Annotated in this window: 10 protein-coding genes and 1 pseudogene; 4 read left to right on the top strand and 7 right to left on the bottom strand. The window is 68.6% G+C overall.

All coding sequences use genetic code 11. The annotated features are described in order from the left end of the window. The 3 genes and pseudogenes from A5709_RS09970 to A5709_RS09960 form a co-directional block, all read left to right on the top strand. A pseudogene (locus tag A5709_RS09970) lies at positions 1–491 on the top strand (magnesium chelatase); the annotation flags it as partial. Further along, positions 484–2,463 carry a VWA domain-containing protein gene (locus tag A5709_RS09965; RefSeq protein WP_068010703.1) on the top strand — a complete coding sequence of 660 codons (1,980 nt, stop codon included), beginning with the start codon at positions 484–486 and terminating at the stop codon, positions 2,461–2,463. The pseudogene A5709_RS09970 and the gene A5709_RS09965, both read left to right, overlap by 8 nt. A gap of 59 nt (positions 2,464–2,522) precedes the next feature. Further along, a complete protein-coding gene (locus A5709_RS09960) occupies positions 2,523–3,371 on the top strand; it encodes an aldo/keto reductase (RefSeq protein WP_068119709.1) in 849 nt (282 codons plus the stop codon). A 3-nt stretch (positions 3,372–3,374) separates the two neighbouring features. Here A5709_RS09960 and A5709_RS09955 read toward each other — a convergent pair whose 3' ends face one another. The 7 genes from A5709_RS09955 to A5709_RS09925 form a co-directional block, all read right to left on the bottom strand. Next, the gene (locus tag A5709_RS09955; protein WP_067949444.1) at positions 3,375–3,977 is read right to left on the bottom strand and encodes a DUF1707 domain-containing protein; all 603 of its coding nucleotides are present in this window, start codon (positions 3,975–3,977) and stop codon (positions 3,375–3,377) included. Between the two features lie 106 nt (positions 3,978–4,083). Beyond that, positions 4,084–4,917: an enoyl-CoA hydratase family protein gene (locus A5709_RS09950; protein ID WP_068119706.1), complete on the bottom strand. Its 834-nt coding sequence runs from the start codon at positions 4,915–4,917 to the stop codon at positions 4,084–4,086. After that, positions 4,917–6,083 (bottom strand): acyl-CoA dehydrogenase family protein, encoded by a 1,167-nt coding sequence (locus A5709_RS09945; protein ID WP_068119704.1) that lies wholly within the window; start codon positions 6,081–6,083, stop codon positions 4,917–4,919. Before A5709_RS09945 ends, A5709_RS09950 begins: the two co-directional genes overlap by 1 nt. Then, positions 6,084–8,060 (bottom strand): biotin carboxylase N-terminal domain-containing protein, encoded by a 1,977-nt coding sequence (locus tag A5709_RS09940; RefSeq protein ID WP_068119702.1) that lies wholly within the window; start codon positions 8,058–8,060, stop codon positions 6,084–6,086. It lies immediately after the preceding gene. 5 nt (positions 8,061–8,065) lie between these two features. Continuing rightward, positions 8,066–9,661, bottom strand: coding sequence for an acyl-CoA carboxylase subunit beta (locus A5709_RS09935; protein WP_068119700.1), 1,596 nt, complete (start codon positions 9,659–9,661; stop codon positions 8,066–8,068). Continuing rightward, a complete protein-coding gene (locus tag A5709_RS09930; RefSeq protein ID WP_068119698.1) occupies positions 9,658–10,806 on the bottom strand; it encodes an acyl-CoA dehydrogenase family protein in 1,149 nt (382 codons plus the stop codon). The genes A5709_RS09935 and A5709_RS09930 overlap by 4 nt, the downstream gene beginning before the upstream one ends. Then, entirely contained in the window at positions 10,803–12,479 is a 1,677-nt protein-coding gene (locus tag A5709_RS09925) for an acyclic terpene utilization AtuA family protein (protein WP_068119696.1), read from the bottom strand. Before A5709_RS09925 ends, A5709_RS09930 begins: the two co-directional genes overlap by 4 nt. A gap of 141 nt (positions 12,480–12,620) precedes the next feature. Here A5709_RS09925 and A5709_RS28780 point away from each other — a divergent pair. After that, positions 12,621–12,726 (top strand): DUF1446 domain-containing protein (locus A5709_RS28780; protein ID WP_231986951.1); only part of this gene is annotated, 106 nt, incomplete at its 3' end.

Below are 12,726 nucleotides of genomic sequence, written 5' to 3'. Positions count from 1 at the left end.
GCTCCGGGGTGTCGGCGCGGTTCGCGATCGCCGCGGCCGAAACCGTGGCGGCGGCCGCCCGGCACCGCGGCGCGGTGCTTGGCGAGACCGATCCGGTGGCCCGCGTGGTCGACCTCGGCACCGTGATCGACGTCCTGCGCGGCAAGCTGGAATTCGAGTCCGGTGAGGAAGGCCGCGAACAGGCCGTGCTCGAACACCTGCTGCGCCGCGCGACGGCCGACACCGCGTCGCGGGTGCTCGGCGGCATCGACGTCGGGTCGTTGGTGTCGGCGGTCGAGGGCGGCTCGGCGGTCACGACGGGTGAGCGGGTGTCGGCCAAGGACGTGCTGGCCGCGGTTCCCGCCCTGCCGGTGGTGGAGAAGATCGCGGCCAAGGTCAACGCCCAGTCGGAGGGCGAGCGCGCAGCAGCGCTCGAGCTCGCGCTGGAGGCCCTGTACCTGGCCAAGCGAATCGACAAGGTGTCCGGGGAGGGCCAAACCGTCTATGGCTAGAGGCCATTCGTCGCGATACTCGGCGTATACCGGCGGGCCAGACCCGCTGGCCCCGCCGGTGGATCTGCGCGAGGCCCTCGAGCAGATCGGGCAGGACGTCATGGCGGGCACGTCGCCGCGCCGCGCGCTTTCCGAGTTGCTGCGCCGCGGCACCAAGAACATGCCCGGCGCCGACCGGTTGGCGGCCGAGGCGAACCGGCGCCGCCGGGAGTTGTTGCGCCGCAACAATTTGGACGGCACGCTGCAGGACATCAAGAAGCTACTCGACGAGGCGGTGCTCGCCGAACGCAAAGAACTGGCCCGCGCACTCGACGACGACGCCCGCTTCGGTGAACTACAGCTCGACGCCCTCCCGGCGTCGCCGGCAAAGGCCGTTCAGGAGTTGTCCGACTACAACTGGCGCAGCAACGAGGCCCGCGAGAAGTACGACCAGATCAAGGATCTCCTCGGCCGCGAGATGTTGGATCAGCGGTTCGCAGGCATGAAGGAGGCACTCCAGGGCGCCACCGATGAGGACCGCCAGCGCGTCAACGACATGCTGAACGACCTCAACGAGCTGCTGGACAAGCATGCCCGCGGCGAGGACAGCCAGCAGGACTTCCAAGACTTCATGGACTCCCACGGCGAGTTCTTCCCGGAGAACCCCCGCAATGTCGACGAGCTGTTGGACTCCCTGGCCAAGCGCGCCGCCGCCGCCCAACGTTTCCGCAACAGCCTGAGCCCGGACCAGCGGGCCGAGTTGGATGCCTTGGCGCAGCAGGCATTCGGGTCGCCTTCACTGATGCAGGCGCTGAACCGGCTGGACGCGCATCTGCAGGCCGCCCGGCCGGGAGAGGACTGGACCGGGTCCGAACAGTTCTCCGGCGACAACCCGTTCGGGATGGGCGAGGGCACCCAGGCGCTGGCCGACGTCGCCGAACTCGAGCAGCTGGCCGAGCAGCTCTCGCAAAGCTATCCGGGCGCCACCATGGACGACGTCGATCTGGACGCGCTGGCACGCCAACTCGGCGACCAGGCCGCCGTCGACGCCCGCACGCTCGCCGAATTAGAGCGCGCGCTGGTCAACCAAGGATTCCTGGACCGGGGTTCCGACGGACAGTGGCGGCTGTCCCCGAAGGCGATGCGCAGGCTCGGCGAGACGGCGCTACGCGATGTGGCGCAACAACTTTCCGGCCGGCGCGGCGAGCGGGACCATCGTCGCGCGGGCGCGGCAGGCGAACTGACCGGCGCCACCCGGCCCTGGCAGTTCGGCGACACCGAGCCGTGGAACATTTCCCGCACGCTGACCAATGCCGTACTGCGGCAGGCGGGAACGGCCACGGCCGACGGCGGCGTCGGACAGCTGAAGATCACCGTCGACGACGTCGAGGTCTCCGAAACCGAGACGCGCACGCAGGCCGCGGTGGCGCTGCTGGTCGACACCTCGTTTTCCATGGTGATGGAGAACCGTTGGCTGCCGATGAAGCAGACGGCGCTGGCCCTCAACCATCTCGTGTGCACCCGGTTTCGTTCGGATGCCTTGCAAATCATCGCATTTGGCCGCTACGCCCGGACGGTGACCGCCGCCGAGCTCACCGGTCTGGAGGGTGTCTACGAGCAGGGCACCAACCTGCATCACGCGCTGGCGCTGGCGGGCCGCCACCTACGGCGGCATCCCAACGCGCAGCCCGTCGTCCTGGTGGTGACCGATGGTGAGCCCACCGCACACCTGGAGGACTTCGACGGCGACGGCACCACAGTGTTTTTCGATTACCCGCCACATCCGCGCACCATCGCCCACACCGTGCGCGGGTTCGACGAAATGGCCCGCCTCGGCGCGCAGATCACCATCTTCCGGCTGGGCAGCGATCCCGGCCTGGCCCGGTTCATCGACCAGGTGGCCCGGCGGGTCGAGGGGCGTGTCGTGGTGCCCGATCTCGACGGCCTGGGCGCGGCCGTGGTCGGCGACTACCTTCGGTCCCGCCGCCGCTAGCGCGTCGTCGGGATAGGCGCTCACTCGACCGGGTACACGAACCGAGAAGGAGGAGATGCATGAGCAAGGTTCCAACGATCGAACTCAATGACGGTGTCGGCATTCCGCAGCTTGGCTTCGGCGTGTTCCAGATCCAGCCCGACGAGACCGCGGCGGCGGTCAAGACGGCGCTCGAGATCGGCTACCGGCACATCGACACCGCCGAGATGTACGGCAACGAAAAGGAAGTCGGGCAAGGCATTCGCGACGCCGGTCTCGACCGCGCCGACGTGTTCGTCACCAGCAAGCTCAACAACGGCTTTCACAAACCCGACGACGCGCGCCGCGCCTTCGACCGAACGCTGAAGGCGCTGGACTCCGACTACGTCGACCTGTTTCTCATTCACTGGCCGCTGCCCACCCTGTATGACGGCGACTTCGTCTCGACCTGGAAGGTCTTCGAAGAGTTCGCCCGCGACGGGCGCGCACGCAGCATCGGCGTCTCGAATTTCAAGGTCGCACACCTGGAGCGGCTCGCCGACGAAAGCGACACCGTGCCGTCGGTCAACCAGATCGAGCTTCACCCGTACTTCGGGAACACAGAGGTCCGCGCGTATGGGCGCGAGCATGGCATCGCCACCGAGGCGTGGGCGCCGATCGCGCAGGGCAAGGTGCTCGGCGATCCGGTGATCAACCGCATCGCCGAGGCGCGGGGCAAGTCGGCCGCGCAGGTGGTGCTGCGCTGGCACATTCAGCGCGGCGACATCGTGTTCCCCAAGTCGGTGACCCCGGAACGCGTCAAGGAGAACTTCCAGCTCTTCGACTTCGAGTTGGACGACTCCGACATGGACGCGATCTCAGCCCTGGACAAGGGTGAAGCGGGTAGGAACGGGCCCGACCCCGATAAGTTCGACTACGTGCCCGGCTGAGCGCTAGCCGCGAGGCCTGCGGGCCTTGCGAATGATGCCGACGGCACCCCACAGCGAGAAGCCGCGAATGTTCACCTTCGGTGCGCCCGGGGTGCCCTGGCCGAGGACGCTGCGGTCGAAGTTGCCCATGACGCCGCGGCCGTGAATCTCGACGTTGACTTCCGGCGGCAGCAAAATCTTCGTCGCGCCCATGATCGACATCGCGTGGATGTCGACCTCGGTCGAGGTGAAGTCGGCGTAGCGCAGATCCACCACACCGTTCCCCCACAAGGCGAAGGTGGTCAGCTTCTTCGGCACGTTCCACCGGCCCCGCCGCTCGAAGCCGCTCAACAGGGCCAGCAGCAGAGTGGACGGCGCCGGGTTGGGCTTGCCTCCGCGGCGGGGGTTGATCGGCGAACCCGGCAGATCGGCGCGGAGCTGGTCCAGTTCTTCGTACGTGGTCGCCGCGTAGGCCCTGGTCAGCCGGTCTTCGTAGTCCTTCATCTGCAGCCGGCCTTGCTCGGCCGCGTACGCCAGCAACTGCGCGAGTTGGATGCGATCAGTGTCGGCCGCGCGCGACGATTCGTCGCGCGTGTCGTTCGCATCGCGTTGCGCAGAGTTGCTCATCACCCACGAGCCTACGACGTCCGGATTTTGCCGCAAGAGGATTGGTCAAACTGCAACCTTGGCCAGCGCCGGACGGTTCGGCCGGCGGCGTTTGTTTGACACCTGGCTAACTCGTCCAGCTCGGGGCGCGCTTCTGCAGAAACGCCATCATGCCCTCGCGGGCTTCGTCGGAGACGAAGAGTCGGGCCGATTCCTCGGCGAGCCGCTCGGCGTCGCGGTCGAACGCTTCCAGCACCGCCGCCGTGGTCAGCGCCTTGGAGGCGGCCAGCCCCTGGGGCGAACCGCGACCTACATCGGCCAGCAGCTTCGCCACCGCGGCGTCGACGTCCTCGGCCGCCATGGTGATCAGCCCGATGTCCGCCGCCACGGCGGCGTCGAATGTCTCGCCGGTCAGGTAGTAGCGCGCTGCCGCCCGCGGCGACAGCTTCGGCAGCAGCGTCAGCGAGATGATCGCCGGGGCGACGCCGATCCGGGCCTCGGTCAAGGCGAAGGTGCTGCGCGGGCCGGCGACGGCGATGTCGCAGGCACCGACCAAGCCGAACCCGCCCGCGCGGACATGCCCGTCGATGGCGCCGATCACCGGCAGCGGCGAGGAGACGATGTCCCGCAACACCGCCGTCAATTCGCGGGCGCGGGCGACGGCCATGTCGAATGCCGATGGTGGCGACCCGCTTCGCCCGGTCCCGCCGCGCTCGCGATCGCCACGTGGGTCGCCGCCACTGGCCTCACTGAGATCCGCGCCGGCGCAGAAGGTGTTGCCCGTATGCCCGAGCACCACCGCGCGCACGGCCGGCTCGGCCGCGGCGTCGCGCAGCCCCTGATGCAGCTGCTCGACGAGAGCGGTCGAGAGCGCGTTGCGGTTGTGGGGCGAATTCAGCGTCAGCCGCGCGAACGGGCCGCCGGTATCGGCGGGCCCCGCGTATTCGACCAGCGTTTCCATCAGTAGCTTCGGGGCAGGCCCAGCGACGTCTGCGCCACGAAGTTGAGCACCATTTCCCGGCTCACCGGGGCGATCCGCCCGAGCCTGGCCGAGGCGAGCATGGCGGCGACACCGTACTCCTTGGTCAACCCGTTGCCGCCCATCGACTGCACCGCCTGGTCGACCGAACGGGTAGCCGCCTCGGCCGCAGCGTATTTGGCCATGTTGGCCGCCTCGGCGGCGCCCGCATCATCGCCACTGTCGTACAGGGTGGCCGCCTTCTGCATCATCAGCTTGGCCAGCTGCACCTCGATGTGGCACTGCGCCAACGGGTGCGAGAGTCCTTGGTGTGCACCGATCGGCGTGCCCCACACCTGGCGGGTCTTGACGTAGTCGGCGGCCCGATCGAGCGCGAACCGTCCCATCCCGACCGAGCTGGCGGCACCCATGATGCGCTCGGGATTCAACCCCGCGAAGAGCTGCGCGATCGCCGCGTCCTCGGAACCGACCAGCGCGTCGGCCGGCAGCCGGACGTCGTCGAGGAAGACCTGGAACTGCCGCTCCGGGCTGATCAGCTCCATTTCGATTGGCGTGTAAGAGAATCCGGGGGCATCGGTGGGCACCACGAACAGCGCCGGCCGCAGTTTGCCGGTCTTGGCCTCCTCGGTGCGGCCCACGACCAGGACGGCCTGCGCCTGGTCGATACCGGAGATGTAGACCTTCTGGCCCTTGAGGATCCAGTCGCTGCCACCGCGCCGGGCGGTGGTGGTGATCTTGTGCGAGTTGGAGCCGGCGTCCGGCTCGGTGATGGCGAAGGCCATGGTCAGGGTTCCGTCGGCGATGCCGGGAATCCAGCGCTTCTTCTGCTCGTCGGTGCCGAACTTGCTGATGATGGTGCCGTTGATGGCGGGCGAGACGACCATGAGCAGCAACGCGCTGCCCGCCGCCGCCATTTCCTCCATCACCAGTGACAGCTCGTACATGCCGGCGCCGCCGCCGCCGTACTCCTCGGGCAGGTTCACCCCGAGGAAGCCGAGCTTGCCCGCCTCCGACCACAATTCGTCGGTGTGCTCGTGCGCGCGCGCCTTCTTGAGGTAGTACTCGCTGCCGTAGTTGGCCGCCCACGCGGCCACCGACTTGCGCAGTGCCTGCCGCTCCTCGCTCTCGATGAAGCTGGTGTCGGTCATCTACGAATCTCCTTCTGCTTGGGGCGCTTCCACGCGTGCGAGGATTGTGCCGACTTCCACTTGCTGACCGGTATCGACGCTGAGTTCGGCGAGCACCCCGTCGGAGGGTGCGGTGATGGTGTGTTCCATCTTCATCGCCTCCAGCCAGATCAGTGGCTGCCCGGCGGTTACGGTGTCGCCGACCGCAGCGGCGATGCGGATGACGTTGCCGGGCATGGGCGCTACCAGGGAACCCTTTTCGAGGGTCGAACCCGGTTCCGGGAACCGTGGCAGCGCCACCAGGTGAACGGGGCCGCGCGCCGAGTCGACGTAGACGTCGTCACCATATCGCGCGACCGCGAAGGTGTGCTCCACCCCGTCGTCGGCAAGGGCGACCCGATCGGCCGTGGCGGAAACCAGCCGCACCGCCGCGTCATTCGGCAGCGTTAATCCTGTTCTAGTGAAACGATATTCGACATTATGCTCGGTGTCACTGTCATCGCGATAGGCCTTGACCTGATACCCCGACGCCAGGTTTCGCCAGCCGCTGGGGACGGCGCCGAGGACGGGGGTGACAGCGCGGTTATGGGCGGCCTCGGCCAGCGCGGCGGCGATCGCGGACAGCCGGACGACCCCGGGGTCGGCCAGGGGCGCCGACAACTTGTCCAGGCTGTGCGTGTCGAAAAACGCCGTGTCGGTGGCACCCTCGAGAAATGCGGGGTGCCGCAGCACGTTGACCAGCAGCTCACGGTTGGTGCGCACGCCATGCAGGCCGGCGCGGGCCAGCGCGTCGGCGAGCACCAGCGCCGCCTGCCGGCGGGTCGGAGCGTAGGAGATGACCTTGGCCAGCATCGGGTCGTAGTGGATCGACACCGTGAAACCGTCCAGGACGCCGGAGTCGAGGCGAATTCCGGTCCGGTGGCCCAGTGAGGCGAACTCGGTCCGAACCGCGGGCACGTCGATCGTGTGCATCACGCCGGCCTGGGGTTGCCAGCCGCGCGCCGGGTCCTCGGCGTAGAGCCTGGCCTCGATCGAATGCCCATGGGCGGCGGGGGGTTCGGCATCGAGCCGGCCGCCCTCGGCGATCATGAGCTGCAGTTCGACCAGGTCGAGCCCGGTGGTCTCCTCGGTCACCGGATGCTCGACCTGCAGCCGGGTGTTCATCTCCAGGAAATAGAACTCTCCGTCGTCATCGGCGAGGAACTCCACCGTCCCGGCGCCGGTGTAGCCGATCGCGCCGGCCGCCAGCCGCGCCGCCTCGAACAGCTTGTCCCGCATCCCCGGGATGCGCTCGACCAACGGCGAGGGGGCCTCCTCGATGACCTTCTGATGCCGGCGCTGAATCGAGCATTCCCGTTCCCCGACGGCCCAGACTGTGCCGTGGGTGTCGGCCATCACCTGCACCTCGATGTGATGCCCGGTGGGCAGGTAGCGCTCGCAGAACACGGTCGGGTCGCCGAACGCCGACTGCGCCTCACGCCGGGCCGCCTCGACTTCGCCGGTGAGAGAAGATAATTCGCGGACCACCCGCATCCCGCGGCCGCCGCCGCCGGCGGACGCCTTGACCAGGACGGGCAGCTGCGCCTCGGTGACCGTGTCGGGGTCGAGTTCGTCGAGCACAGGAACCCCGGCGGCGGCCATCAGTTTCTTGGCCTCGATCTTGGAACCCATCGCCCGTACCGCATCCACCGGCGGCCCGACCCAGGTCAGGCCGGCCCCCTGCACGGCAGCCGCGAAATCGGCGTTCTCGGAGAGGAACCCGTAGCCGGGATGCACCGCGTCGGCACCCGCCGCGCGGGCCGCGGCGATGATCGCCTCGGCGTTCAGATAGTCGTTGGTTTTGGGCAATCGCACCCGCGCGTCGGCCTCGGCCACGTGCGGCGCGGCGGCGTCCGGACCGGTGTAGACGGCGACGGTGGCCAGGCCCAGCCGCCGGCAGGTGGCGAACACCCGCCGGGCGATCTCGCCTCGGTTGGCGACCAGCACTCGAGTGACCATGGGGCTCACATCCGGAAGACGCCGAAGTTCGACGTCCCCTCGATCGGGCCATTTGCAATGGCGGACAAACACATTCCCAACACCGTGCGGGTATCGCGCGGGTCGATCACCCCGTCGTCGTACAGCATTCCGGACAACACCAGCGGCAGCGACTCGGCCTCGATCTGCCCTTCGACGGCCGCGCGCATCGCGGCGTCGGCGTCCTCATCGACCTGCTGGCCGCGGGCCTCGGCGGCGGCGCGGGCCACGATCGACAAGACCCCCGCAAGCTGGGCACCACCCATCACCGCGGATTTGGCGCTGGGCCACGCGAACAGGAACCTCGGGTCGTAGGCCCGGCCGCACATGCCGTAATGGCCGGCGCCGTAAGAGGCGCCGATCAGCAGCGAGATGTGCGGGACGGTCGAGTTGGAAACGGCGTTGATCATCATCGACCCGTGCTTGATCATCCCGCCCTCTTCGTAGTCCTTGCCCACCATGTAGCCGGTGGTGTTGTGCAGGAACAACAGTGGCGTGTTCGAGCGGTTGGCCAGCTGAATGAATTGGGTGGCCTTTTGCGACTCCTCGCTGAACAGCACGCCGCGCGCGTTGGCCAGGATGCCGAGCGGATAGCCGTGCAGCCGGGCCCACCCGGTGACCAGCGACGAGCCGTACATGGCCTTGAATTCGTCGAATTCGGAGCCGTCGACGATGCGGGCGATCACCTCGCGCGGGTCGAACGGGACACGCAGGTCCGCGGGCACGATGCCGATGAGCTCCTCGGCATCGAACAGCGGCTCGGTCACGGGGCCCGGGGTCGGGCCCTGCTTGACCCAGTTCAGCCGGGCCACGATGCGGCGGCCGATGCGGATCGCGTCGAGCTCGTCGGCGGCGAAATAGTCGGCCAAACCCGAGACACGGGCGTGCATTTCGGCGCCGCCCAGCGACTCGTCATCGGATTCTTCACCGGTGGCCATCTTCACCAGCGGGGGACCGGCGAGGAACACCTTCGAACGTTCCTTGATCATCACCACGTGATCGGACATGCCCGGAATGTAGGCGCCGCCGGCGGTGGAGTTGCCGAAAACCAAGGCGATGGTGGGGATTCCGGCCGCCGACAGGCGGGTCAGGTCGCGGAACATCTGCCCGCCAGGAATGAAGATCTCTTTCTGGGTGGGCAGGTCCGCCCCGCCGGACTCCACCAGCGAGATGACTGGCAGTCGGTTCTCGAATGCGATCTGGTTGGCGCGCAGTATCTTTTTCAAGGTCCACGGGTTGCTGGTGCCGCCCTTGACCGTCGGGTCGTTGGCGACGATCAGGCATTCCACACCCGACACCACGCCTATCCCGGTGACCGTGCTGGCGCCTACGGTGAACGCGCTGCCCCACGCCGCGAGCGGGCTGAGCTCCAGGAATGGCGAGTCCGGGTCGACGAGCAGCTCGATGCGTTCCCGCGCGGTCAGCTTGCCGCGGGCGTGGTGGCGCTCGACGTACTTGGGGCCGCCGCCCGCAAGCGCTTTGGCGAGTTCGGCGTCGATCTCCTCGAGCCTGGAGGTCGCCGTGGACGCCGCGTCGGCGTAGGCGGGGGAATTGGGATCGAGCGTGGACTGCAGAGTGGTCACGATTGATACCCCAGGGTCTTCGCTGCCAACGAGGTCAGGATTTCGGTCGTCCCGCCGCCGATGCCCAGGATCCGCATGTCCCGGTACTGGCGTTCGACTTCGGATTCGGCCATGTAGCCCATGCCGCCGAACAGCTGGACGGCTTGATTGGCCACCCATTCGCCGGCCTCGACGGCGGTGTTCTTGGCGAAACACACCTCGGCGATCAGGTTGGTCTCGCCGGCCAGCTGACGTTCGACCACGTGGTGAGAATAGACCCGGGCGACGTCGATGCGCCGGGCCATCTCGGCCAGCGTGTTCTGCACCGATTGCCGCGAGATCAGCGGGCGGCCGAAGGTCTCCCGGTCGCGGCACCATTGCACCGTCAGATCCAGGCACCGCTGGGCGCTCGAATAGGCCTGTGCCGCAAGGCCGACGCGCTCGGCGACGAACGCCTGCGCGATCTGCAGGAAGCCGCTGTTCTCGGCACCGACCAGATTGGCCGTGGGCACCCGTGCGTCGACGAAGGACAGCTCGGCGGTGTCCGAGGACCGCCACCCCATCTTGGCCAGCTTGCGGCTCACCTCGAAACCCGGTGTGCCTTTCTCGATCACGAGCAACGAGACACCGGCCGCGCCGGCGCCGCCGGTGCGCACCGCGGTGACGACATAGTCGGCGCGGACGCCCGAGGTGATGTAGGTCTTGGCGCCGTTGACCACGTAATGGTCCCCGTCGCGCACCGCCGACGTGCGGAGGTGCCCGACGTCGGAGCCGCCGCCAGGCTCGGTGATGGCGAGAGCCCCGATCTTGTCGCCCGCCAAGGTCGGCCGCACGAACTCCTCGATCAGTCGCCGATCGCCGGAGGCGATCATGTGCGGCACCGCGATGCCGCAGGTGAACAGCGAGGCGAAGACCCCACCCGGGGCGCCGGCCTGATGCACCTCTTCGCAGATGATCACCGCGTCCGCGCCGTCACCGCCGCCGCCGCCGACCGCCTCGGGGAAGCCCGCGCCCAGCAGGCCGGCCGCCCCGGCGCGCCGGTGCAAGTCGCGCGGCAACTCACCGATGCGCTCCCACTCGTCGGCATGGGGCAGGATCTCGCGTTCGGTGAAGGAGCGCACGGACTTTCGCAACTGTTCGCGCTCCGGCGTCGTCCACAGATTCATAGCAGCCTTTCGGGGATGTCGACATGCCGGCCGCGTAACCACTCACCCAGCCCTTTGGCCTGCGGATCGAAACGGGCCTGATACGCAACGCCCTGGCCCAGAATGCCGTCGATGACGAAGTTGACCGTGCGCAGGTTCGGCAGCAGGTGGCGGGTGACCTCGAACTCCGCCGCCTCGGGCAGCAGCCCCTTGAGCAGCTCGACGGTCAGCGTGTTGGCCAGCCAGCGCCACTGTTCGTCGGTGCGCACCCAGACCCCGACGTTTGCCGAGCCGCCCTTGTCGCCGCTGCGCGCCCCGGCGATGCGGCCCAGCGGCACTCGCCGGGTCGGACCGTCCGGCAACGGCTCGGGCAACGGCGGATCCTCGGCGGGCGCCAGAACCAGAGTCTCGGTGGCGCAAGGGATGTCGACCCGGGTGCCGTCGGCGTGCACCGCGACGTGCGGCACCTCGTTGGCGTCGACGTAGCCGGCGGTGAACACGCCGTAGACCTGGCCGTCGCCGGGCGGGGCGGTCACGTGAAAACCGGGATAGCTGGCGAGCGCCAATTCGACGGCGGCCGAGGAGAACTGGCGCCCGACATTCGCGGGATCGGGGTCGCGGACCACGCAGTGCAGCAGCGCGCTGGCGGCTTCCTCGGTGTCGGCGTCGGTGTGGTCGGTGCGGGCGAGCGACCACTGCAGCTCCGCGGGCTTGACGGTCAGCGCGGCTTCGAGCTGCCGGCGCACCAGGTCGGCCTTGGCCTCGATGTCCAGGCCGGTCAGCACGAACGTCATGGAGTTGCGGAATCCGCCGATGCTGTTCAGCGACACCTTGTAGGTGGGCGGCGGCGGTTCGCCGAGCACGCCGCTGATGCGCACCCGGTCGGGGCCTTGCGCGGACAGCTCGACGGTGTCCATCCGGGCGGTGACGTCGGGGTTGGCGTAGCGCGCGCCGGTGATCTCGTAGAGCAACTGCGCGGTTACGGTGTCGACGCTGACCAGCCCGCCGGTGCCCGGGTGCTTGGTGATCACCGACGAGCCGTCGGCGTGGACCTCGGCCAGCGGGAAGCCGGCGTGGGTCAGGTCGGGCACCTCCGTGAAGAAGGAATAGTTACCGCCGCTGGCCTGCACGCCGCACTCGATGACGTGGCCGGCGACCACGGCGCCTGCGAGCCGGTCGTAGTCGGTGCGGCCCCAGCCGAAGTGCGCGGCCGCGGCCCCGACGATCACCGAGGCGTCGGTCACCCGTCCGGTGACGACCACGTCGGCGCCGTCGCCCAGGCAGTCGACGATGCCCCAGGCGCCCAGGTAGGCGTTCGCGGTCAGGGGTGTGCCCAGCCCGAGGTCCGCCGCGCGCGCCAGCAAGTCGTCGCCTTCCACGTGCGCGACCCGGGCCGGGATTCCGAGGCGCTCGGCCAGGGCTCGTAGCGCGTCCGCCAGACCGGCCGGGTTGAGGCCGCCGGCGTTGGCGACGATGCGGACACCCCGGTCGCGGGCCTCGCCCAGGCAGTCCTCGAGTTGGGTCAGGAATGTCTTCGCGTAGCCACGCTCGGGATGCTTCATGCGGTCGCGGCCCAGGATCAGCATGGTCAGTTCGGCCAGGTAGTCGCCGGTGAGGTAGTCCACGTCACCGCCGGTGAGCATCTCGCGCATCGCCGACAGCCGGTCGCCGTAGAACCCGGAGCAGTTCGCGATCCGGGCGCGTCAACGACCGTGGCGGCAATCTCGACCCGGAGAGCGGTCGGCCGTCCTTGACGTGACACCGGCGCGACCCGCTAACCTACCGGTTGGTTGGTTGGTTTGCGCTCACCGGTGAAACGCAGATTGGAGGACTGCATGGCCTCTGCTTCAGGTCGCGACGCTGTCCGGATCGCGAACTGCTCCGGGTTCTACGGCGACCGGCTGTCGGCGATGCGCGAGATGCTCACCGGCGGTGACGTGG

This window comes from Mycobacterium sp. E1386 (assembly GCF_001672745.1).
Lineage (GTDB): Bacteria > Actinomycetota > Actinomycetes > Mycobacteriales > Mycobacteriaceae > Mycobacterium.
This window is presented reverse-complemented; position numbering and strand designations above follow the sequence as displayed.

What these genes read in the sequence shown, in the direction of transcription:
- A5709_RS09945 (WP_068119704.1), bottom strand. Translation starts at nt 6,083, where the DNA reads ATGACCGACACCAGCTTCATCGAGAGCGAGGAGCGGCAGGCACTGCGC.
- A5709_RS09960 (WP_068119709.1), top strand. Translation starts at nt 2,523, where the DNA reads ATGAGCAAGGTTCCAACGATCGAACTCAATGACGGTGTCGGCATTCCG.
- A5709_RS09930 (WP_068119698.1), bottom strand. Translation starts at nt 10,806, where the DNA reads ATGAATCTGTGGACGACGCCGGAGCGCGAACAGTTGCGAAAGTCCGTG.
- A5709_RS09965 (WP_068010703.1), top strand. Translation starts at nt 484, where the DNA reads ATGGCTAGAGGCCATTCGTCGCGATACTCGGCGTATACCGGCGGGCCA.
- A5709_RS09950 (WP_068119706.1), bottom strand. Translation starts at nt 4,917, where the DNA reads ATGGAAACGCTGGTCGAATACGCGGGGCCCGCCGATACCGGCGGCCCG.
- A5709_RS09955 (WP_067949444.1), bottom strand. Translation starts at nt 3,977, where the DNA reads ATGAGCAACTCTGCGCAACGCGATGCGAACGACACGCGCGACGAATCG.
- A5709_RS09940 (WP_068119702.1), bottom strand. Translation starts at nt 8,060, where the DNA reads ATGGTCACTCGAGTGCTGGTCGCCAACCGAGGCGAGATCGCCCGGCGG.